Annotated in this window: 17 protein-coding genes and 1 riboswitch; of the genes, 12 read left to right on the top strand and 5 right to left on the bottom strand. The window is 67.4% G+C overall.

Annotated elements, in window-relative coordinates; all coding sequences use genetic code 11:
- Positions 1-119: 119 nt before the first annotated feature.
- Positions 120-1,079 carry a bifunctional methylenetetrahydrofolate dehydrogenase/methenyltetrahydrofolate cyclohydrolase gene (locus ABIB14_RS09145; protein ID WP_354235564.1) on the bottom strand — a complete coding sequence of 320 codons (960 nt, stop codon included), beginning with the start codon at positions 1,077-1,079 and terminating at the stop codon, positions 120-122.
- A 4-nt stretch (positions 1,080-1,083) separates the two neighbouring features.
- Positions 1,084-2,388 carry a serine hydroxymethyltransferase gene (glyA, locus tag ABIB14_RS09140; protein ID WP_354235563.1) on the bottom strand — a complete coding sequence of 435 codons (1,305 nt, stop codon included), beginning with the start codon at positions 2,386-2,388 and terminating at the stop codon, positions 1,084-1,086.
- Positions 2,389-2,557: 169 nt separating this feature from the next.
- Positions 2,558-2,643, bottom strand: a riboswitch (ZMP/ZTP riboswitch).
- A gap of 31 nt (positions 2,644-2,674) precedes the next feature.
- Here glyA and purU point away from each other — a divergent pair.
- The 3 genes from purU to ABIB14_RS09125 all read left to right on the top strand — a co-directional run bounded on the left by purU (position 2,675) and on the right by ABIB14_RS09125 (position 4,660).
- Positions 2,675-3,535, top strand: a complete 861-nt coding sequence (gene purU / locus ABIB14_RS09135; RefSeq protein ID WP_354235562.1) for a formyltetrahydrofolate deformylase — start codon at positions 2,675-2,677, stop codon at positions 3,533-3,535.
- 55 nt (positions 3,536-3,590) lie between these two features.
- A complete protein-coding gene (locus ABIB14_RS09130; RefSeq protein ID WP_354235561.1) occupies positions 3,591-4,004 on the top strand; it encodes a methyltransferase domain-containing protein in 414 nt (137 codons plus the stop codon).
- Between the two features lie 137 nt (positions 4,005-4,141).
- Positions 4,142-4,660 carry a gamma carbonic anhydrase family protein gene (locus ABIB14_RS09125; RefSeq protein WP_354235560.1) on the top strand — a complete coding sequence of 173 codons (519 nt, stop codon included), beginning with the start codon at positions 4,142-4,144 and terminating at the stop codon, positions 4,658-4,660.
- A 40-nt stretch (positions 4,661-4,700) separates the two neighbouring features.
- Here ABIB14_RS09125 and ABIB14_RS09120 read toward each other — a convergent pair whose 3' ends face one another.
- Together ABIB14_RS09120 and ABIB14_RS09115 are read right to left on the bottom strand one after the other, a co-directional pair.
- On the bottom strand, positions 4,701-6,425 hold the full coding sequence (locus tag ABIB14_RS09120) for a flavin monoamine oxidase family protein (RefSeq protein ID WP_354235559.1): 1,725 nt from the start codon (positions 6,423-6,425) through the stop codon (positions 4,701-4,703).
- 13 nt (positions 6,426-6,438) lie between these two features.
- Positions 6,439-7,959 (bottom strand): amino acid permease, encoded by a 1,521-nt coding sequence (locus tag ABIB14_RS09115; protein ID WP_354235558.1) that lies wholly within the window; start codon positions 7,957-7,959, stop codon positions 6,439-6,441.
- Between the two features lie 102 nt (positions 7,960-8,061).
- Between ABIB14_RS09115 and ABIB14_RS09110 the strand changes: the two genes are divergently transcribed.
- Positions 8,062-9,885, top strand: a complete 1,824-nt coding sequence (locus ABIB14_RS09110; protein ID WP_354235557.1) for a PucR family transcriptional regulator — start codon at positions 8,062-8,064, stop codon at positions 9,883-9,885.
- Here the strand turns inward: ABIB14_RS09110 and ABIB14_RS09105 are convergent.
- Positions 9,864-10,688 (bottom strand): nitrilase-related carbon-nitrogen hydrolase, encoded by an 825-nt coding sequence (locus ABIB14_RS09105; RefSeq protein WP_354235556.1) that lies wholly within the window; start codon positions 10,686-10,688, stop codon positions 9,864-9,866. The genes ABIB14_RS09110 and ABIB14_RS09105 overlap by 22 nt on opposite strands.
- Before the next feature lie 262 nt (positions 10,689-10,950).
- On the opposite strand from ABIB14_RS09105, the gene ABIB14_RS09100 reads away from it, so the two are divergent.
- From ABIB14_RS09100 to ABIB14_RS09065, 8 genes are all read left to right on the top strand, one after another.
- Complete coding sequence (locus ABIB14_RS09100; RefSeq protein ID WP_354235555.1) at positions 10,951-12,141, top strand: ROK family transcriptional regulator; 1,191 nt, start codon at positions 10,951-10,953, stop codon at positions 12,139-12,141.
- 162 nt (positions 12,142-12,303) lie between these two features.
- Positions 12,304-13,860: a multiple monosaccharide ABC transporter ATP-binding protein gene (gene mmsA / locus ABIB14_RS09095; protein ID WP_354235554.1), complete on the top strand. Its 1,557-nt coding sequence runs from the start codon at positions 12,304-12,306 to the stop codon at positions 13,858-13,860.
- Positions 13,861-13,906: 46 nt separating this feature from the next.
- Positions 13,907-15,175, top strand: a complete 1,269-nt coding sequence (gene mmsB / locus ABIB14_RS09090; RefSeq protein WP_354235553.1) for a multiple monosaccharide ABC transporter permease — start codon at positions 13,907-13,909, stop codon at positions 15,173-15,175.
- Positions 15,176-15,237: 62 nt separating this feature from the next.
- The gene (locus ABIB14_RS09085; RefSeq protein ID WP_354235552.1) at positions 15,238-16,335 is read left to right on the top strand and encodes a substrate-binding domain-containing protein; all 1,098 of its coding nucleotides are present in this window, start codon (positions 15,238-15,240) and stop codon (positions 16,333-16,335) included.
- 198 nt (positions 16,336-16,533) lie between these two features.
- Entirely contained in the window at positions 16,534-17,604 is a 1,071-nt protein-coding gene (locus ABIB14_RS09080) for a Gfo/Idh/MocA family protein (protein WP_354235551.1), read from the top strand.
- Positions 17,605-17,720: 116 nt separating this feature from the next.
- Positions 17,721-19,085, top strand: a complete 1,365-nt coding sequence (locus ABIB14_RS09075) for a hypothetical protein (protein ID WP_354235550.1) — start codon at positions 17,721-17,723, stop codon at positions 19,083-19,085.
- A gap of 481 nt (positions 19,086-19,566) precedes the next feature.
- The gene (locus tag ABIB14_RS09070) at positions 19,567-20,904 is read left to right on the top strand and encodes a serine/threonine-protein kinase (protein ID WP_354235635.1); all 1,338 of its coding nucleotides are present in this window, start codon (positions 19,567-19,569) and stop codon (positions 20,902-20,904) included.
- Positions 20,901-21,419, top strand: a complete 519-nt coding sequence (locus ABIB14_RS09065) for a mucin-associated surface protein (RefSeq protein ID WP_354235549.1) — start codon at positions 20,901-20,903, stop codon at positions 21,417-21,419. Before ABIB14_RS09070 ends, ABIB14_RS09065 begins: the two co-directional genes overlap by 4 nt.
- The last annotated feature ends 101 nt before the right edge of the window (positions 21,420-21,520 follow it).

Here is a 21,520-nt window from a genome sequence, read left to right as displayed (position 1 = left end):
CCGATGGCGGCAAACTATGAAAGAGTCTTTTCGTAAAATTGTCCGGACATTTACGGATTGCCCCCGGGTAGCTGGCATCAGGTGTCGATTTGAGGGGTCAAAACGACACCCAATGCCAGTTAGTTGGGCACGTCTACGCTGTCCAAGTGGCGCTCCGCGGTTTCCACCACGTTGGCCAGCAGCATGGCGCGGGTCATCGGGCCCACTCCCCCTGGGTTGGGCGATAGCCAGGCGGCGACGCCGGCCGCTGCCGGCTCGACATCCCCGGTGACCACGGCCTTGCCGGACCCGTCGTCTACCCGGCTGACTCCGACGTCGAGCACGATGGCACCCGGTTTCAGGTCCGCCGCCCTGATCATGTGCGGCTGGCCGGCCGCGGCAATCACGACGTCGGCCTGCCGGAGTTCGGCGGGCAGGTCCGCGGTGCCGGTGTGGGCCAGGATGACGGTGGCGTTGACGTCCTTTCGGGTCAGCAGCAGGCCCACCGGGCGGCCGATCGTGACGCCGCGCCCCACCACCAGCACGCGTTTGCCCTTCAGGCTGATTCCGTGCCGGGTGAGCAGCTCCACGCAGCCCTTGGGCGTGCAGGGCAGCGGGGATTTCATGGGTCCGCTAACGTTCGCGACGAGCCGGCCCAGGTTCATCGGGTGCAGGCCGTCGGCGTCCTTGTCCGGATCCATGGCCTCCAGAATGACGTCCTGGTCGATGTGCGCCGGCAGCGGAAGCTGGACGATGTAGCCGGTGCACTCCGGGTTCTCGTTGAGCTCCCGGACCACGGTCAGCAATTCTTCCTGCGTTGCCTCTTCCGGCAGGTCACGGCGGATCGAGGTGATCCCCACCTCGGCGCAGTCCCTGTGCTTGCCGGCAACGTACCAGGTGCTGCCCGGATCGGAGCCGACCAGGATGGTACCCAGGCCCGGGACGATTCCGCGTCCCTTGAGCGTGGCGACGCGCCCGGTCAGTTCGGCCTTGATCGCGGCCGCGGCGGCCTTGCCGTCAAGGACCCGGGCGGTGTGTGGCTGCGCCGGGGCGGAGCGGGCATCTGAGGAAGGCTCGGTTGCTGCGTCGGCGGTACTCATCGAATCACCACTGCTCGTGCTGCGGGTACAGCGGGAAGTCCTCGGCGAGTTTGTCCACGCGGGACTGGAGCGCCTCGATGTCGGTGCCGGAACCCGCCTTCAGTGCGGTGGCAATGATTTCGGCGACCTCGGCGAATTCCTCGGCACCGAAGCCGCGGGTGGCCAGGGCAGGGGTGCCGATGCGCAGACCCGATGTGACCATCGGCGGGCGCGGGTCGAACGGCACGGCGTTGCGGTTGACGGTGATGCCGACCGAATGCAGGAGGTCCTCGGCCTGCTGGCCATCCAGCTGGGAGTTGCGCAGGTCCACCAGGACCAGGTGCACATCGGTGCCGCCGGTCAGGACGGAAACGCCGGCATCGGAAAGATCGGACTGGTTGAGGCGGTCGGCGATGATCCGGGCGCCTTCGAGGACGCGTTCCTGGCGCTCCTTGAACTCCTGCGTGCCGGCAATCTTGAAGGCCACCGCCTTGGCGGCGATGACGTGCATGAGCGGGCCGCCCTGCTGGCCGGGGAACACGCTGGAGTTGAGCTTCTTGGCCCACTCCTGCTTGGCCAGGATCACACCGGAACGGGGGCCGGCGAGAGTCTTGTGCACGGTGGAGGTGACGACGTCGGAGTAAGGGACCGGGCTGGGGTGCAGTCCGGCGGCCACGAGGCCGGCGAAGTGCGCCATGTCCGTCCAGAGCAGCGCGCCGACCTCATCGGCGATCGAGCGGAAGGCCTCGAAGTCGAGGTGGCGCGGGTAGGCGGACCAGCCGGCGATGATGACCTGCGGCTTTTCGGCGAGCGCCTGCGCCCGCAGCTTGTCCATGTCGATCCGGAAGCTGTCTTCCTCGACCTGGTAGGCGGCGACCTCGTAGAGCTTGCCGGAGAAGTTCAGCTTCATGCCGTGGGTGAGGTGTCCGCCGTGGGCCAGCGAGAGGCCCAGGATCTTGTCCCCCGGGGTGATCATGGCGGCCAGGGCGGCGGCGTTGGCCTGCGCGCCGGAGTGCGGCTGGACGTTGGCGAATTCGGCGCCGAAGAGCTCCTTGACGCGGTCGATCGCGAGCTGCTCCGCGACGTCGACGTACTCACAGCCGCCGTAGTAGCGGCGCCCCGGATAGCCTTCGGCGTACTTGTTGGTCAGGACGGAGCCCTGCGCCTCCATCACGGCGCGCGGCGCGAAGTTCTCGGAGGCGATCATCTCCAGGGTGCCGCGCTGGCGGCCGAGTTCCTGGGCCAGGACGGCGGCAATTTCGGGGTCGAGGTCGGCGAGCGGCTGGTTGCTCACGGCTGTTGAGGAAAGGCGAAAGGAAGAAGTAGTCACGGAGAACTCCTGGCTTGGCAACGGTCACTGCTTTGAGGTCAGGTTACCGGCTGGCCCGTCGTAGCACCGCAATGATGACAGGCCCGGAACCGGGGACCCGTGCTGCTGGCGCAGCCCACGAGGGCGTGCTGACGGCGGGCGGGCAGAGGGCTGCCAACCGGAAAACATGACCCTCGGCCCAGGCGTACGATCCGTGGTCTGCGTGCGTGCCGCTCCCTGGTGGTAAGCCACCCAACGCCAGTTGCGACCAGCCCAGCGTATCCCAGCCGCGGGTAGGCTGTCTCTCGTGACTGATAGCCAGCTGACCGCGTCCTTCGTTCTGACTCTCTCCTGCCCGGACCGGCCCGGAATTGTGCACGCCGTGGCTGGGGCCCTCCTGGTGGCCGGTTGCAACATTACGGACTCGCAGCAGTACGGCAGCCAGGGCACCGGTACGTTCTTCATGCGGGTCGAAGCCACCACAGCTGCACCGCTGGCCGAATTACAGATGGCGCTGGAACCCGTGGCCGGCGCCTTCGGAATGCAGTGGAGTCTTAACCCGGCCGGCCGGAGAGTCCGCACCCTGCTGATGGCGAGCACGTCCGCGCACTGCCTCAACGACCTGTTGTTCCTGCAGCGGTCCGGCACCCTGCCGATCGAGATCCCGGCCATCGTCTCCAACCACCGGGACCTCGCCGGCCTGGCCGAGTTCTACGGCATCCCGTTCCACCACATCCCCGTCACCAAGGACAACAAGGTGGAGGCCGAAGACGCCTTGCGGAAGCTCATGGCGGAGCACAACGTCGAACTCACGGTCCTGGCCCGTTACATGCAGATCCTCTCCGACGAACTCTGCACGGACCTCACCGGCAAGGCCATCAATATCCACCATTCCTTCCTGCCCTCCTTCAAGGGCGCCAAGCCGTACCACCAGGCCCACGCCCGCGGCGTGAAACTCATCGGCGCCACGGCGCACTACGTCACCGCCGCCCTGGACGAGGGCCCGATCATCGAGCAGGAAGTCATCCGGGTGGACCACCGGCGTACAGCCGAGCAGTTCGTCCAGATGGGCCGCGACGTCGAGGGCCGCACGCTCGCGCAGGCCGTGCAGTGGCACGCCGAACACCGGGTGCTGCTGGACGGCAACCGGACCGTCGTCTTCAGCTGAGGCGTGTCGGCGGCGGAGGCTTGCCATCCGTGCCGGGCCGCCCTTAACTGGAGCCATGGCACCAACGCGGACAGATGAACTGTCCGGTTTCATCGCCCTGCTCAAGGCCGAGGGCCGGCGCGGCGTGCTGGGCCTGGACTGCGGCCCGGGCGCGGAGGGACTTCTCTTTGTCCGCTCCGGGATCCATTTCACCGGTGTTGACTCCTCGGAGGAAAACATCCATGCCGCCCGCGCCCGGGGGCTGTCCGCCTCGGTGGCAACCGGGCGGGCCCTGCCCTTCGCCGACGCCGCGTTCGCCGCAGTGTGGGCGGTGGACGCGCTGGCCGGCCTGCCGCGACAGGCCTGGGACGACGTCGTCCGCGAACTGAAGCGCGTGGCGGAACCCGGCGCGCCGGTCGCCGTCGCCCTCCCCGAACCGGGGCACCCGGACCTCGGGCGGGGCTTCACGGTCCTTCGCGCCCCGGCGTAGGCATTCGACCCCTGACCCCCGGTTGCCCTATCAGTTGTGGTCCTTCTCAGCGTTCAGAACAGCCACAAGTGATAGCGCAACAGCGTTGATGGCAGGCCAGCCGCGTCCCGGCATAGGCCGTGACCTAGGCTGTAGCCATGACTCCCGTATACGCCTTCGCCGGCGACAGCCCGACAGTCCACGAATCCGCCTTCGTCGCCCCGACCGCCTCCGTCATCGGCAGGGCCACGCTGGCCGAAAACTCCAGCGCGTTCTACGGAGTATCGGTCCGGGCCGACACCGCGGCGATCACCGTGGGAGCCGGCAGCAACCTGCAGGACAACGTCGTGCTGCACGCGGACCCGGGTTTCCCCTGCACCGTCGGCGCCCGCGTCAGCGTCGGACACAGTGCCGTGGTGCACGGATGCACCGTCGAAGACGACTGCCTGATCGGCATGAGCGCCACCATCCTCAACGGCGCGGTGATCGGCGCCGGTTCGCTCGTGGCGGCCGGCGCGGTGGTCCTGGAAGGCACCGTGGTCCCGCCCCGCTCGCTGGTGGCCGGGGTGCCGGCCAAGGTCCGCAGGGAGCTCACCGAGGAAGAGTTCGACGGCGTGAAGCGCAACGCCGCCCACTACCAGGAACTCGCCCGGGCGCACCGCGGGCTTCACAGCTGACTCACAGTGCGGCTCACCGGCGCCACAGCTGCCGAGCCGTTCAGTCCAGCGGGATCGGACCCAGCTCGGACAGCAGCTCGCCCGGCCCTGGATTCCCGGACGCCGATGCGCCGCCCAGATGGTTGACCACACCCCAGACCGCATTGAGACCGGTGGTGACGGCACCCTCGGCCCACCCTGCCGTGAAGGAAATGTCGTCGCCGGCAAGGAAGATCCCGCGTTGTTCGGCGGCCAGCCCGTCCTGCTTGAAGTGGGTGAAGAGCCGCTGCTGGTAGCGGTAGTGACCCGGCAGGTTGGCCTTGAAGGCGCCCATGAAGTTGGGGTCGGCCTCCCAGGAGACCGTGATCGGCTGGCCAACAATGTGGCTGGCGATGTCGACGTCGGGGTAGATCTGCTGGAGCGAGTGCAGCATGAGCTTGACACGTTCCTCGGCGTCCAGCGCCAGCCACTTCAGCGCATCGTCGTTCCAGGTGTAGGACAGCAGGATTACCGCGGGCTGGTCCGGGCCGTTGTCCAGCAGGTACGTGGCCCGGTTCAGCCGGTCGGTCAGCGTCATGGACAGGACTTCGCGGCCGGTCTTCGGGTCGATGTCCTTCCAGAACGGCCGGTCCACCATGACGAAGGTCTTGGAGGACTGCATGTAGTGCGAGCGCTCGATCGCCGTCCACAGCTCGGCGGGGAACAGGGACTCGTCGGTGTGGATCCGCGTCGACAGCAGCCATGACTGGCATGTGGTCACGACCGCCGGGTACGCGGCTTCGCGTCCCCACCGTTCCCGGATCCGGAAATCCCCGGCGCCGTCCCGGGCGATGCGGTCCACGGCACCCCGCGGGGCGCCCGCGTGCAGCGACGCCAGGGAGGTGCCGTCCGGCCAGTGCGCCATGCCCGACGGCGCATGCTCCCACAGTGCTTCGGGGAGCCGCTGGGCACCGCCGGCGATGAGCCGGTGCTGGTCGTCGGCGTCGGTGTAGACCACCCGGAGGATTTCCAGGATGGAGTTGGGGAAGTCGGTGTCCCAGCCGCCGGTGCCGAACCCCACCTGCCCGAAGGCCTCGCGGTGCGCGAAACCGGCCTCCTTGAAGGAGTCGCTGCCGGCGATGAAGCCGTAGAACGTCTGCTCGTCCAGCTCCGGAAGCAGCGCGTTCCACAGTTCCTTGATCCGGGCGGTGTCTCTGGTTCGGATGGCTTCCTGCATCTCGGCAAACCGCGCGCCGTCGTTCACGGCTGCCTTCCAGGCGTCCGCCACCTCCAGGAAGAACGGCGGGAGGTCCGCCGCTGTTTCGGCGTAGTACTTCCGGCCTGCGAGCTCGATCACCGTGCTGGATGTCGCCGCCGCCAGCGGGTTGGGGAATTCGTGCGTCTGCAGCCCGAGAAGGTCCACATAGTGGTAGAAAGCCTTGCCGGAGACCGGGAAGCGCATGCCGCCGAGATCCGCCACGACGTCGGGTGCGGACGGGAAGCTCGCGGTCCTGAGCCGCCCGCCGATCCTGTCGGCCTCATAGACCACCGGCCGCAGACCGAGCTTCATCAGTTCGTAGGCGGTCACCAACCCGGACAGGCCGGCACCGACGACGGCGACCTCCGTCCCGTACAGTTCGGGCGGCACCGATCCCAGGCCCTCCGGGTGGGCCAGGTAGTGGTCGTAGCTGAACGGAAAATCCGGATTCAGCATGGTGATGGGCGCAGCGGCCGGCAGACTGTCGGCCCGGGCATCAGCGGAGGTCGAATCCGGCGCGGGTGGCGGCAGTTCGGTGGCGGTGGTCATGAAATCGCTGCCTTCAGTTCTGGGTCGAGGTGGAGTTGACGGGTCGGGCGCTTGACAGCTCACGGTATTCCTCGTGGCTCAGCGCCGCCACCCTGGAATTCCTTCGGCCGTAGCCGAAGTACGCGGCGACGCCCACCAGCATCCAGGCACCAAAGACCGCCCAGGTCTCGGCGCCGAGGTTGGCCATGAGGTAGGCACACATGAGGGCGCCCAGGACCGGCGTCAGCGGAAAGAGCGGCACGCGGAAGCTGCGCTCAAGCTCAGGCCGGGTGCGTCGCAGGTAGATGACCGCCACGTTGACCAGCGCGAAGGCGAAGAGGGTGCCGATGCTGGTGGCATCCGCGAGGGCGCCGAGCGGCACCAGGCCGGCGGTCAGCGCCACGGCGATGCCTACAATCAGGGTTCCCGCAACCGGCGTGCCGCTCCGGGCCGAAACCCGGCCGAAAACCCTGGGCACCAGGCCGTCGCGGGACATGGACAGCAGGATCCGGGTTTGCCCGTAGAGCACGGTCAGCACAATGCTGGCGATGGCGAGCACGGCACCGACGGCGAACACCACGCCGACCCACGGCTGGCCGGTGATTTCCTCGAGGATTTTCACGAGGGCTGCCTCCGTGCCGTCAAACCAGCCCCAGGGGCGGGCACCGATCGCTGCGACGGCCACCAGCACGTAGATGCTGGTGACGATCAGCATCGAGAGCAGGATGGCCCGAGGCAGGTCGCGCTTGGGATTGCGGGCTTCCTCGCCGGCGGTGGACGCGGCGTCGAAGCCGATGTAGGAGAAAAATACCCGGGAGGCTGCGGCCGAGACTCCGGCGGCACCCATCGGCATGAGCGGTTCGAAGTGTCCGCCGTTGAACGCGGTGAAGGCGACGGCGCAGAAAAACAGGAGGATGCCCACTTTGACCAGGACGATCGCCGTGTTGATCCAGGCACTTTCCTTGGCGCCGCGGATCAGGAGCACCATGGCCAGGACCACAATGACGATCGCGGGCAGGTTAAGCACGCCGCCGGCTCCCGGCGGCTGCGAGATGGTGTCCGGGAGGGTCAGGCCGAAGACTGCCAGGGCCTCGTTGACGTATTGGCCCGCACCGACCGCCACGGCGGCCACGGAGACGGCGTATTCAAGTACCAGGCACCAACCGCAGATCCAGGCCATGCCCTCGCCCATGGTGGCGTAGGTGTAGGAGTAGCTGGACCCGGCGGCCGGTACCAGGCCGGCCATCTCCGCGTAGGAGACGGCCGAGAGCAGGGCGGCGAGTCCGGCGATAACAAAGGAGATCCAGATGGCCGGGCCGGCGAGCGGGACCGATTCGCCCAGGATCACCAGGATGCCGGTGCCAAGCGTGGCTCCGACGCTGATCATGGTCAGCTGCAGCACACCAAAGCTGCGGACCAGTCTCGTGCCAGGGTGTCCTGATTCGGTCGCGCCGACCAGCTGACCGATCGGCTTGCGGCGCAGGAGCTGGGCGGCGAGCCCGGGACGGCCGGGGGCGGACGGGGGGCGTTCCCCGAGCAGAGTTGGCGCAGTCATCGTTGACGTCCTTATCTTCAGTAGTGGTCGATTTCCCCTGACCCACCCTAAGCGTGTGAGCCATCTCTCAGGGCTGTGCAAAATGACCTATAGAATTGAATCATGAGACTTAATGCACCGCCGGCCGGGGTCCCGGGCAGCCCCACGAAGGTACCGGCCGTGGCCTCCGAGGACTCCGAGCGCTTCGGCTTCGTCACGCTGGCGGAGTTCCTGCGCCGACTCCCGTCGCTGTCGGTGCTGTACGACGCCGGCAACGGGGACGAGCGCTTGCGGTGGGTGGAGCCGAGCGAACTCGAGGATCCGACCCCGTATTTGCTCGACGGCGAGTTCCTGCTCACGGCAGGCCTGCCGTTCGAGGGCGGTAGCGGCAGCGCGGAAGCGGTGGATGCCTATGTGCGGCGCTTGGTCCGGGCCAGCGTCGGAGCCCTCGGTTTTGGCCTGGAACCCTACTTCGAGGCGGTGCCGGACAATGTGGTCGACGCCTGCCGGCGGCACGGGCTGACATTGGTGTCCATCCCGGGGAACGTCCCCTTCGCCGCCCTCGGACTCGAGTTCTCCCGGCTCCTCGAATCGGACAACGCCAAGACTTTCCGCCAGTTGGCCGACACCAACCGCGAACTCATGCGCGCAGTCCTGTCGGCGCGCCCCGAGCACGAACTCCTGGCCGCCCTCGTGCAACGCGTCCCGGTCTGGGCCGTGCTGTTCGGCGCTGACGGACGGGTCCGTGCCCGCGGGTCGGCCGGTTCCGCCGGCACGCAGGCCGCCGTCCCTGGCGCCGCCCCGGTAGCGGTCGTTGATTCCGCCGCCTTGCAGCCGTTGCTGACCCGGCTGCTCTCGGGCAGCGGACCCCGGATGGAGATGGATTCATTCGACGTCGCCGGCTCGTCGCTGGTCTTCGGGTATCCGTTGCGCAGCACCCGGGACGCCAACCTCGGCGCGCTCATCCTCGGCACGGACGCACCGCTGACCCCGGCGCAGAACAGCGCGGTCTCCACCGCCGTCGGGCTACTGGAATTGCTGGTCCGCCAGCGCACCAGCGGTTCGTTGGCCCCGAGCCAGCTGGCCACGGCGTTGCTGTTACACCCGGAGACCGTGACGTCCGGAACGTCACGGCAGGTCACGGGCTTGAAGGATTTGCTGGCACAGAGCGTTTCCTCGACCCGGTCCGGTCAGCTGCGCGTCGTCCAGGGCCTCCGCATGGGCACCCCCGCTGGCGCCGCCGGGACTTCGGACGCACCGCGGCGCACGGGCGAAGGCGCCGTGCGGGAACTGCTTGAATGGCGCCGGCTGTTGGACACCAAGTTAGTGGAACTGACCGACTACGGCTTTGCCGCCATTACCAGCCTTAGGGTCGACGACGCCCTACTCGCCGAGGTGGAACGGCTCGGCTGGCGCCTGGTGATTGGCGGCGGCACCGAAATCGCTGGCCTGGCTGACGCCTATCAGCGCGACTCCTCGCTGCGAAACCGGGTTCTTACGAGCCGCCGGAGCGTCCGGGCGGACGACGTCTCGTGGTCTGTGACGGGCCTGCTCGGCCCCGAGGCCGGCGCCTTGCTGGCCGGACGCCTGCTGGCACCCGTGCTCGCGCTCGGGCCGGAGCGTCGCGACACCCTGCTCGGCATCCTGCGGGCGTGGCTTGGTGAGAACGGTAGCTGGGACGCCACGTCAAAGGCCACGGGACTGCATCGGAACAGCGTGCGCCGGCAGATACGCAGCATCGCCGAACTGCTGGGCCTTGACCTAAACCAGGCTCAGGCCCGCGCGGAGCTCTGGATCGCGCTCCAGTACCAGGGCGGAGCGGAGCCGCCCGGCTCCGCAGCCGACGCCGACGCCGTCGCCGTCGCCCGCGCTGGCGCTGGCGGCCCGCTGGCAGCCGTGAAGCCGGCCGCCCGGATCTCAACCCTTCAGAGGCCCCAGGAACGGTAGAGGTCCGGGCGGCGGCCGCGCAGATAGTTGACCGCGTTCTCCGCACCGGCTCCGCTGTCCGCCGTGTCTCCGGCTGGTTTCGCGGGCTCACCCACCTCGGCAAACAGCAGTTCCACGCCGGCTCCGGCCGCAGCCAGGACGTTGCCGTCCGGGCCGGCAACAATGCTGCCGCCGTGGAACTCGGAGCCGGCTTCCACGCCGCTGTGATTGGCGTAAGCCACCGTCAGTTGGTTCTCCAGCGCCCTGGCCCGGACCAGCACCTCCGGCACCGCGTCGAATGCGCCCGCGAGGGCCGTTGGCACTAGCAGCAGTTCGGCACCGCGCAGTGCTGCAGCCCGTGCGGACTCGGGAAACTCGATGTCGTAGCAAATGACCAGGGCGGTCTTGAACCCGTGGAATACCACCACCTCGGGGGCTTCCGCGGCCGGCGCAAACGCTGCACGCTCCTCGGGGCCGAACAGATGAACCTTGCTGTAACTGAGCAACTCGTCCCCAGACTCGTTGACCAGGGTCGCGGAAATGTTCCACTCTCCGGCCGGCGTCACTGCGGGCAGGCTGTAGACCAGTGCGATGTTGTGCCGCCGGGCAGTGCCGGCCAGGACCCCCCGGATCGCCGGCAGCGTGGTGGGATCGAAGGCTGCCCGCAAGCGGCGAGGCGCGTAGCCGACGGGGAAGAGTTCCGGCGTCAGCAGCAGCTGGGCGCCCGCTTCGGAAGCCGCGCGCGCCGCTTCCTCCACCGCCGCACAGTTCGCCGCCACGTCCAGAACGACCGACTTCGCCTGCATGAGGGCCAGCAGCACCATTACCACCTCAAAATTCGTCGGACACCTCCGCAGGACCGCTGCGGACTCTGTTGTCCCAGCGTAACCTCGGCCCAGAAAGCCGGCGCTGGTGCATTTCCGCCCTGACGGCAGCTAACCAGGGCGGAACGCCCGGCAAGCCGGTTGCAGGAAGGCCGGCGGCCGGTCGCGTCGCCGGAACCACGCGACGCCGAAACCACGCGATGCCATCATCCATTGCGTTAACTTCTTGACTACAAGCGGTTGATGGGGCACGCTTCATTCCATGCCCTCACCATCGCGCTCAACGAGGAGCCGCACCAAAAACCCCGGGTCGCAGTCCGCCCTGCGGCATTTGAACCAGCAGCGGATCATCGAGTGCCTGCTGGCTGGCCCTTCCACCCAGGCAGAACTGGCACGGCAGACCGGCCTGTCCACGGCGACTGTGTCGAACATTGTCAGGATCATGCAGGACGCCGGCCTGGCGTCCACCGAGCCGATCACCAGCTCCGGCCGGCGCGCCCTGAACGTCCGGCTTAACAGCAACGGCGCCGTCGCCGTCGGCATCGACTTCGGCCGGCGCCACCTGCGGGTGTTCCTGGCCTCCCTCAGCTACCACGTGATCGCTGAGGAATCGATCCTGCTACCCCTGGGCCACCACGCGGAGGAAGGCATCGCGGCGGCCGTCGCGGTGCTGGACAGGCTGCTGGCCGGCAGCGGCGTCGAACGCAGTGCCCTCGTGGGGGCCGGCGTCGGCATCCCCGGCCCAATTGACCGCCGCACAGGCACCGTGGCACAAGGCGCCATCCTGCCCGAGTGGGTGGGCATCAATATTCTCAATAGGCTCGAAAAAGCGCTGGATCTTCCGGTTTTTGTCGACAACGACGCCAACCTCGGCGCCCTGTCCGAGGTCACCTGGGGTCCTCACACCGGCGTCAACAACCTGCTGTTCCTCAAGATCGGCTCAGGCATCGGCGCCGGGTTGATCCTGAACGGAATGCCTTATTACGGGAACGTCGGCATCACCGGGGAAATCGGCCACGCCACGATCCACGAGCACGGTCTGGTCTGCCGCTGCGGCAACCGGGGCTGCCTGGAAACGATCGCCTCCACCACCACCATGATCGAGCTCCTGAGCCGGGGCGAGGACAGGCCGCTGACCCCGGAGGACATCGTGCGCAAGGCCCTGGGCCGCGACTCGGCAACCCTGCGCGTGGTGGACGACGCCGGCCTCGCCGTCGGCCGCGCACTGGGCAACGTCTCAAACCTGATCAATCCCGAGGTGATCGTCGTCGGGGGCCCGCTGGCAGGTCTCGGCGACCTGCTCCTGGACCCGATCCGGCGCGGCCTGGTGCGCCATGCCGTGCCAGTCATCGGCGAGACCACCACCCTGACCATGTCCTCGCTGGGCGACCGCGCCGAGGCCCTGGGAGCGACATCCCTGGTGTTCCAGCACGCCGGAATCCGGCGCAACTAGGGGCCGAAACGCCCGCGAAACTCGGCGCATTTCGAAAGCCGTTACCTGCTCGTTGCGTTAAAGACTTGACGACAACGATGTGATCCAGTTTACTTTTGCATCAGACGGCCCTGCGATTTGCAGAGGCGGACAACGAAGTCATGCATTGGAGGCGTAAAGGCAATGACGTCCCTCGACACGCACAGCGATCCGATAATTCTCGAGATGCGCTCCATCACCAAAGAGTTCCCCGGCGTTAAAGCATTGGCCGAGGTGAGCCTGCGGGTGAAGGCGGGCGAGATCCACGCCATCTGCGGTGAAAACGGCGCCGGAAAATCCACCCTGATGAAGGTGCTCTCGGGCGTCTACCCGTTCGGCACCTACGACGGCGACATCGTCTACCAGAGCGAAGTCCAGCAGTTCAAGGACATCCGGGCCAGCGAACAGGCCGGCATCGTGATCATCCACCAGGAGCTGGCCCTCATCCCGGAACTTTCCATCATGGAGAACATCTTCCTGGGCAACGAACCCACCCGGCGCGGAATGATCGACTGGGGCGAGGCGCGGACCCGCTCCACCGAACTGTTGGCCAGGGTCGGCCTCCGGGAGAATCCGGATACCCCGGTCAAGGAAATCGGCGTCGGCAAGCAGCAGCTGGTTGAAATCGCCAAGGCGCTCAACAAGCGGGTTAAGCTCCTCATCCTGGACGAGCCAACTGCGGCCCTGAACGAATCCGACTCCCAGCACCTGCTGGACCTGATCCTGGGCCTCAAGGGCCGCGGCATCACGTCAATCATGATTTCGCACAAGCTCAACGAGATCGAGCAGATCGCCGACTCGATCACGATCATCCGGGACGGCAAGTCAATCGAGACCCTGGACGTCAAGGCCGACGGCGTCGACGAGGACCGGATCATCAAGGGCATGGTGGGCCGGACCCTGGAATCGCGGTTCCCGGACCACGAGCCCCAGATCGGCGAGACGTTCTTCGAGGTCAAGAACTGGAACGTGGGGCACCCTCAGATCCAGGACCGTCTGGTCTGCAAGAACTCCAACTTTTTCGTCCGCCGGGGCGAGATCGTCGGCTTCGCCGGGCTGATGGGGGCGGGCCGCACCGAGCTGGCGCGCTCCTTGTTCGGCCGTTCCTACGGGCGTTTCATCTCCGGCCAGGTCTACAAGGACGGCAAGGAACTTCACCTCAAGAGCGTCAAGCAGGCCATCGACGCAGGGCTGGGCTACGTCACGGAGGACCGCAAGTCCCTGGGCCTGAACCTCCTGGACGACATCAAGGCCACCACGGTCTCGGCGGCGCTGAAGAAGGTCAGCAGGCACAACATCGTCGACGTCGACAGGGAATTCACCGTCGCGGAGCAGTACCGCAAGTCGCTGCGCACCAAGACTCCGTCCGTGGAGGAAGGCGTGGCCAAGCTGTCCGGCGGCAACCAGCAGAAGGTGGTGCTGGCGAAGTGGATGTTCACCGACCCGGACCTGCTGATCCTGGACGAACCCACCCGCGGAATCGACGTCGGCGCCAAGTTCGAGATCTACGGCATCATCCAGCAGTTGGCCAACCAGGGGAAGGGCGTCATCGTCATCTCCTCGGAGCTGCCGGAACTGCTGGGCCTCTCCGACCGCATCTACACGATTTTCGAGGGCGCCATCACCGGCGTGCTGAACAAAGAGGAAGCCAGCCAGGAAAGCCTCATGAAACTGATGACTTCCGCCCGCAAGACCGCCTGATCCTCTGGGACTATCCAGAACATTCCGGACAACAAGGACTGACACCATGAATGCGCTCAAGAAGCTCTTTGGCGGCAATACCCGCCAATTCGGCATGATCTTCGCCCTGGTCGCGCTGATCGTCTTCTTCCAGATTTTCACAGAGGGCCGCACGCTCACCCCGGGCAACGTCATCAACCTCTTCAACGGCAACTCCTACATTCTGATCCTCGCGATCGGCATGGTGCTGGTGATCATCGCCGGCCACATCGACCTCTCGGTCGGCTCGATCGCGGCGTTCGTGGGGGTCAGCGTGGCTCTTATGATCCGCGATTGGGGCATCCCGTGGTACCTCGGCATCCTGTTCGGGCTGTTGCTGGGCGCCGTGATCGGGGCCTGGCAGGGATTCTGGGTGGCCTACGTCGGTATCCCGGCCTTCATCGTCACGCTGGCCGGCATGCTGCTCTTCCGCGGCTTCAACCAGTTCGTCGGCAAGTCCAACACCATCCCGGTGCCCAGCGACTTCCAGTACATCGGTTCCGGCTACCTGCCGGAAGTCGGGCCGAACACCGGTTTCAACAATCTGACGGTCCTGCTGGGCCTGCTGGGCGCGGGCTTCGTGGTGTTCAGCGAGATCCGCTCGCGCCGCAAGGCCACTGCGCTCGGCGCCGAGGTGCCCGAAGCCTGGGTGACCATTACCAAGCTGGTCCTGATCTGCGCCGCCATCCTCTACGCGACGTACCTGTTCGCCACCGGCCGGCCCGGCACCTCGTTCCCGGTCCCGGGCCTGATCCTGGCCATCCTGGTCCTGATCTACGGGTTCATCTCATCCAAGACCATCGTCGGCCGCCACGTCTACGCCGTCGGAGGCAACCGGCACGCCGCCGAGCTGTCCGGCGTGCAGTCCAAGAAAATCAACTTCCTGGTCATGGCGAACATGTCCATTCTGGCCGGCCTTGCCGGCATGATCTTCGTCGGCCGGTCCACCGCCTCCGGTCCGTTTGACGGCGTCGGCTGGGAGCTGGACGCCATCGCGGCCGTCTTCATCGGCGGCGCCGCGGTGACCGGCGGCGTCGGAACGGTAATCGGCTCGATCGTCGGCGGCCTGGTGATGGCTGTGCTGAACAACGGCCTGCAACTCCTGGGCGTCGGCGCGGACCTCACCCAGATCATCAAGGGCCTCGTGCTCCTCATCGCCGTCGCCTTCGACGTCTACAACAAGAGCCAGGGCAAGAGGTCGATCATCGGCATGATGATGAAGAACTTCAGCCGCAACAGCGAGTCCCGGCCCGAGGAATCTACGTCCACCAAAGAGGTCATCGCCAGGGAATCCTGAATAACTCCCCGGCCCCGCTCCCATGATTCTCCGAACACCATCTATAGAAAGTGAACCCAGCAATGCAAATGATTGGTAAAGCAGGAAAGGCAGCAGCAATCGCTGCTATTGCGGCACTGGCGCTGACAGCCTGCGGCCGCTCCGACACCGCATCTTCGGGTAGCTCGAGCGGCGGCGAGGCGTTCCCCAAGAACTCCTCGATCGGCGTCGCGCTCCCCCAGAAGACCAGTGAAAACTGGGTGCTGGCGGAGAAGCTGTTCAACGATGGCCTCAACGGTGCCGGCTTCAAGGCAGATGTGCAGTTCGCCAACGGCGGCGTCTCGGAGCAGCAGAACCAGATCAGCGCCATGGTCACCAAGGGTGCCAAGGTCATCATCGTGGGTGCCATCGACGGCGCCCAGCTGGGTACCCAGCTCAAGCAGGCCAAGGACGCCGGTGCCACCATCATCGCGTATGACCGGCTGCTGCTGAACACCGCGAACGTGGACTACTACGTGGCCTACGACAACTTCAAGGTCGGCGTGCTGCAGGGCCAGGCCCTGCTGGACGGCATGAAGGCCAAGAAGCCCTCCGGCCCGTACAACATCGAACTGTTCGCCGGCTCCCCCGATGACGCCAACGCGAAGGTATTCTTCGACGGAGCCATGAGCATCCTGAAGCCGAAGATCGACGACGGCACCCTCAAGGTCCTCTCCGGCCAGACCTCGTTCGAGCAGGCCGTCACCCAGGGCTGGAAGGCAGAGAACGCCCAGCGTCGTGCCGACACCCTGCTCAGCGGCACCTACGGCAGCGCCACGCTTGACGGCGTGCTGTCCCCGAACGACACGCTGGCCCGCGCGGTCCTGACCTCGGTCAAGGCCGCAGGCAAGCCGCTGCCGATCATCACCGGGCAGGACTCCGAGGTGGAGTCCGTCAAGTCAATCCTCGCCGGTGAGCAGTACTCCACCATCAACAAGGACACCCGCAAGCTCGTTGAACACGCGATCACCATGGTCAAGGACATCCAGGCCGGCAAGACGCCTGAGATCAACGACTCCAAGTCCTACAACAACGGGGTCAAGACCGTTCCGGCCTACCTCCTGGAGCCGGTCATCGTGACCAAGGCAAACGTCAAGACGGCCTACGTCGACGACCCGGTACTCGGACCGCTGACGAAGTAGCCTGACGCTTTACCTCAGAGCCCCGGCTCCCCCGCAAGGGAGGGCCGGGGCTCTTTCGTGAAACGGACCGCCGCTTCCGTCTCCGGCGGGGCCGGCTCACCGAGGACACCGGCCGCAACCGTGCGACGGCGGGCACCGCCGTGTAGCCTCTCGCGGGCGGCGCCGCCGTGTAGCCGGGCGTGGTGAGAGGATGGCAGCATGACTGCCCCTATCGCCACGCCCTGGCTGTTCAGCCAAACCGACCAGGACCCCCGGACGGCCACCGGCGCCAGGCTGCGGTGGGGCGTGATCGCGACCGGGAGCATCGCTGCCACGGTCACCAACGACCTTAAACTTCTGACCGACGCGGAGCTGTACGCGGTGTCCTCCCGCAATCAGGCCGCGGCGGACGCGTTCGCGGCCGACTACGGCTTCACGCGGGCCTACGGCGACCAGGACGGCGTGGCCGGCTACGAACGGCTGATCGCCGACGACGCCGTCGACGTTGTCTACGTCGCCACCCCTCACGCCCAGCATCATGCAGTTGTCCTGGCAGCCCTCCGGGCAGGCAAGCATGTGCTGTGCGAGAAGGCCCTCACGATCAACGCCCGGGAGGCCTCCGAGCTCGTGAACCTGGCCCGGGACAAGGGCCGGTTCCTGATGGAAGCCATGTGGAGCCGGTTCCTGCCCGGCATGCAGCGGGCATTCGAGATCGCCGCTTCCGGCGAGATCGGCGAGGTCAAATGGATCGGTGCCGACCTGGGCTTCCCGGCCCCGTACTCCCCCACATCCAGGCTCTGGGCACCGCGGGACGGCGGCGGCGCGCTGCTGGATATCACCGTCTACCCCCTGCTGTGGGCGCTGGGAACGCTGGGCTTCCCGCAGACGGTCACAGCCACCGGCTGGCTCAACGACGACGGCGTGGACGCCCAGAACGCCCTGACCCTCGGCTATCACCATGGAGCCCAGGCCCAGCTGACCTCCTCGCTCCTGGCTTATGGGCCGCGCACCGCCACCGTTGCGGGCAGCAAAGGGTTCCTGCAGAGCCTGGGATCGATCAATAACCCGAAGGAGCTGGTGGTGCAGATCGGCTTCGACGAGCCCCGCACCGAGCGTTTCAGTGTGGTGGGGCGCGGTTACAGCTACGAACTTCGCGAGGTCACGCGCTGTATCCAGCAAGGCCTCACCGAGAGCCCGGTCATGCCGCTGCAGGATTCGCTGAACACCATGCGGCTGTTCGACGGCGTCCGTGCGCAGCTGGGCGTGAGCTACCCGAACGACGTGCACTAGCCGCGGATTCGCGGGCCGCGTGCCGGCCCGATTTGCCGGAGCCTATGGACTCGCCCCGGCCTCCGGACTTACGCTGTAGACCAATCGTCGAGATATTTCGGGGAGGGGTGTTGCGCATGATGTCTGAGAGCAGCCCTCCGCGTGTGCTCCGCATCCTGCGCCGGGTGCTCCTGGCCATCGCGACAGGGCTGATGTGGCTGGCGCTCTCCGCCGTCGCGGCCAATGCGAACGAAGTGAAGGTTTTCGGCGCTGTTCCGCACAGTTCAGATACCGCCGTTGCAGCCATGATCCAACGGCCTATGACGGACGAGGAGCTTGCGCCCGCACCCAGTCCGACGGCCGTGCCGCCCGTAGTGGCCGCCCCGACCCTGCCGGCTCTCGCTCCGTCGTTGTCGCCTGCGCCGCCGGTGGCCCCGACGCCGGCGCCCGTCGTGGTGCAGCCCGCGCCGCCGATTGTTCCCGCACCGGCGCCCGTCGTGGCGCAGCCCGCGCCGCCGATTGTTCCCGCACCGGCGCCCGTCGTGGCGCAGCCCGCGCCGCCGATTGTTCCCGCACCGCCGGCGGCCCCGGCACCGCTCGTCACCCACAGCCCGTCTCCGGTCCCGCCGGCAACCAAGCCAGCCGACCCCCCAGTGCTGCCCGCGCCGGCGCCCGTTCCTGCCCCGGTAGCGCCGGTGACCGGCCCGGCCGACCCGGCCACGCCGCCGACAACGGCCGCCGGCGCCCTGCCGGGCGTTCCGGTAGTTCATCCGACACCGCAACCCACGCCACCGGCTGCTAAGCCAGCGCCCGGCACCTTACCGCTACCTGGCCCGCCCGGTGCCGTCACCCCGGCCCCGCCGACTCAGCCCGTGCTGCCTGGAACAATCCCGTCCGCCCCTGCGCCCGTCCCCGATCCCAAGCCCGTCCCGGCGACCGCCACGGCGACCGTCCAGGCCCCGGGAACCACTGTCCCGGCAGTCCCCGCCACAAAACCACCAGTGCTGCCCCTGTCCGCCGTGTCGGCTGTCTCCCCGCTCGCTGATCCTGCACTCGCTTGCGCCCCCGGCGCACCCGGCCAGCCACAACGCGTACTGGCCAGCTCGGGCGTCTATGTCACGGCGCGCCTGTCCTATGGACCCCTTCTGGTCCTGCCGCAACCGCAAGGTGCCGGCTCTCCCGTAGCTTCTCCGCCCGAAGGAAACCCCGCACCTGCGAGCCCCGTTCCCGGCGACAGCACTCCTGCCTCGCCGGCCGGCGGCGGCAATGACGGCCCGCGCCCCTGGGGTGGCGGAACCGGCCTCCCGGTCCCCAATGCCCTGCCGCCGACACCAGGCTCAGGCTCCGGCAGCGGATCCACGACCAGCGGGCCTTCCGGGGCAGTCGCGTGGCTTCCGGGTTCCCTCTTCTTTATCCCACCGATGGGTGCCGACCCCATCAGCGGCCCGTTAAAGCTCGTCCATCCTGCTCTCTCCGCTGATCCTGGATCTTCTCCTGACTAGAAGGGCCGTTCTCTGCCGTTTCGCTGCGCAGAGCACGGTCCTTCGGGTTGCCACGCGCGCCCGCCGTCAGTCATTCAGGAGAACCTCCCATGGACCCCACCGTCCGCAACCGGTTATCCGGTAGCCTCGATTCGCATAGGCGCACCGTCTCAGCGCCGCCCGCGACCGGGCCCCTGCCGTCACGCCCCGCAACCCTGTGGATTCACCGACCCCAATTGATACCCCCGCTTGCGGAACGTCCGCCGTAGCGCGTGTCCGCCCCCGCCCAGGTTTCTCTGCCGCCGGAGCGAAGTCGTTGGATCCGCTGGGGGATTCAACGGCCTCACAGGCTCCGGCGACCAGTACCCTCTTACCCGTGAAAGGTGGATGCAGACCCCCACAAGACATGTGAGCGGTACCGCCCGCGCCGAGGCACGATGCCCGGACCCGTACTATTCTTTAGGGGCGCTGCCAGAGCGCCAACGGGAAGGACGGCGGGAACATCGTGGACGCTTCGCCCAGTGAGGTCACGAACGAGATGTTGAGCGGCCGTTACCGTCTGGGAGACGTCATCGGCCGGGGCGGGATGGCGTCCGTGTACTCGGCCCGGGACGAGAACCTGGGCCGGGACGTGGCGCTCAAATTGTTCGGTCCGCGATCCCCCGATGCCGATGAAATCAAACGCCAGCAGGCCGAGATCGAACTCCTGGCCACGCTGAACCACCCAAGCCTGGTGACGCTCTTCGACGCCGGAACAGACACGCGGGTGCCCACCGAGCCCCGGCCTTTCCTGACCATGGAACTGGTGGAAGGCCAAGACCTTCGCAGCCGGATCCGACACAGCACGCTACCCTTGAACGAGATTGCCGTCATCGGTGCGGGCCTCGCGGACGCCCTCGCCTACGTCCACTCCCTCGGCATCATCCACCGCGACATCAAGCCGGCCAATGTCCTCCTGGTGCAGGTCCGGCCCGGGGAACCAGTGCGGCCGAAACTGACCGACTTCGGCATTGCCAGGATTGTCGACGGGACCCGTCTCACCGCCACCGGAAGCATGGTAGGAACGGCGGCCTATCTGAGCCCCGAGCAAGCCCGCGGCGCCGACATGGGCACGGCCAGCGATATCTATTCGCTCGGCCTGGTGCTGCTGGAGTGCATCACAGGCGCGGTGGAGTATCCCGGCAGCGCCGTCGAATCTGCGGTTGCACGCCTGCACCGCGCCCCCGTTGTCCCGGCCACCGTTCCGGCCGAATGGGAGCAATTGATCGGGGCCATGACCGCACTGGATCCCCTGGATCGCCCGGCCGCGGCCGAAGTGGAGGCCGCACTGCGCCACGCACTGATCGCACCCGATTCGCTGCCCGGGCTACTGGCCGAGGAGCGCACCCGGGTCCTGCCGGCTCCGCCGGCCCGGCTGCCGCGCGCCGGCCGGGCGCACGCCGATCATGCCGCCACACGAAGTGTGGCCCACGACGCCGCCCACGCGGGGTTCCCGGGCGACGCCCGTACCCGCCGGCAGCACGCGCTGACGCCAGGCACGCTGACACAGGACACCCTGATACCGGACACGCTGACACAGGACACGCTGATACAGGACACCGAAGCACCCCGTGCCGGCGGCCGAGGCTTCTTCTCCCGCGGGTTCACTCGGTTCCGCGGCTGGCGGCGCCGCACCCGGATCGCCGTCGTGCTGGCCGTCGTCGCCCTGCTTGCGGCTGCCGCCGGCGCCGTTCCCCTCGCCTTCGCCGCTCCGGAGGCACCCGCCGTCGTGCCCTATCCCGCGGTCACCGGCGAACTGGGCGAACACCTGAAGCAGCTACAGAACAGTGTGCAGCCATGAGCGTCCACAGCAACTGGCGTTGGCGGGCGGTTGCCGGCCCGCTGCTCGCGGGCGCCCTGCTGGCGGGCTCCCTTTCCGGCTGCGCAGAGCCGGCTCCGGACCTGGACAGCGCAGCGGCCGGGCAGCTCCAATCCCAGGTCCACGCCGTCACCGAGGCTGCCGCCACCGAGGACTCCGCCGGTGCGCTGAAGCTGCTGGACGAACTAGGGTACGGGCTCGACGCGGCAGCAGCAGAGGGCAAGGTGTCCTTCAAACGCCACCAAAGCATCAAGACGTCCCTTGACGCCGTCCGCGCCGACCTAACGGCCAGGGTGGCCCAGCAGCAGGCCGCCGCCGCGGAAGCCGCAAAGGCGGCCGCAGCAGTGCAGGCCGAAGCGGCGGCTGCCCAGGCGGCCGCAGACCAGGCAGCCGCAGATCAGGCAGCACGGGCAGCGCCGGCACCGGCGCCCGTCCCGGCTCCCGGAAACTCGGGCGAGAACGGCAAAGCCAAGGGAAAGGCTAAGGGCGGCGGCTAGGCGCCGCCGGCGGGCCCGCCGGGGAAGCCTGTCGAACTTTCGCTATCAGCCGGATCCGGCTAGCTTGGACACCCAGGCACAGCACAGCCTTGCCCTGTCCG

Origin of the sequence: Arthrobacter sp. UYEF3 (assembly GCF_040546245.1) — a bacterium.
In the GTDB taxonomy this organism is placed as follows: Bacteria; Actinomycetota; Actinomycetes; order Actinomycetales; family Micrococcaceae; genus Arthrobacter.
The sequence above is the reverse complement of the archived record's forward strand: the minus strand, read 5'-3'. Positions and strand labels throughout refer to the sequence as shown.

Bases quoted from the DNA above. Each gene is read 5' to 3' on its own strand.
- ABIB14_RS09120 (WP_354235559.1), bottom strand. From the start codon at position 6,425: ATGACCACCGCCACCGAACTGCCGCCACCCGCGCCGGATTCGACCTCC.
- ABIB14_RS09115 (WP_354235558.1), bottom strand. From the start codon at position 7,959: ATGACTGCGCCAACTCTGCTCGGGGAACGCCCCCCGTCCGCCCCCGGC.
- ABIB14_RS09080 (WP_354235551.1), top strand. From the start codon at position 16,534: ATGACTGCCCCTATCGCCACGCCCTGGCTGTTCAGCCAAACCGACCAG.
- ABIB14_RS09065 (WP_354235549.1), top strand. From the start codon at position 20,901: ATGAGCGTCCACAGCAACTGGCGTTGGCGGGCGGTTGCCGGCCCGCTG.
- ABIB14_RS09075 (WP_354235550.1), top strand. From the start codon at position 17,721: ATGATGTCTGAGAGCAGCCCTCCGCGTGTGCTCCGCATCCTGCGCCGG.
- ABIB14_RS09100 (WP_354235555.1), top strand. From the start codon at position 10,951: ATGCCCTCACCATCGCGCTCAACGAGGAGCCGCACCAAAAACCCCGGG.
- mmsB (WP_354235553.1), top strand. From the start codon at position 13,907: ATGAATGCGCTCAAGAAGCTCTTTGGCGGCAATACCCGCCAATTCGGC.
- mmsA (WP_354235554.1), top strand. From the start codon at position 12,304: ATGACGTCCCTCGACACGCACAGCGATCCGATAATTCTCGAGATGCGC.
- ABIB14_RS09130 (WP_354235561.1), top strand. From the start codon at position 3,591: ATGGCACCAACGCGGACAGATGAACTGTCCGGTTTCATCGCCCTGCTC.
- ABIB14_RS09085 (WP_354235552.1), top strand. From the start codon at position 15,238: ATGCAAATGATTGGTAAAGCAGGAAAGGCAGCAGCAATCGCTGCTATT.
- ABIB14_RS09105 (WP_354235556.1), bottom strand. From the start codon at position 10,688: ATGGTGCTGCTGGCCCTCATGCAGGCGAAGTCGGTCGTTCTGGACGTG.
- ABIB14_RS09145 (WP_354235564.1), bottom strand. From the start codon at position 1,079: ATGAGTACCGCCGACGCAGCAACCGAGCCTTCCTCAGATGCCCGCTCC.
- ABIB14_RS09110 (WP_354235557.1), top strand. From the start codon at position 8,062: ATGAGACTTAATGCACCGCCGGCCGGGGTCCCGGGCAGCCCCACGAAG.
- ABIB14_RS09125 (WP_354235560.1), top strand. From the start codon at position 4,142: ATGACTCCCGTATACGCCTTCGCCGGCGACAGCCCGACAGTCCACGAA.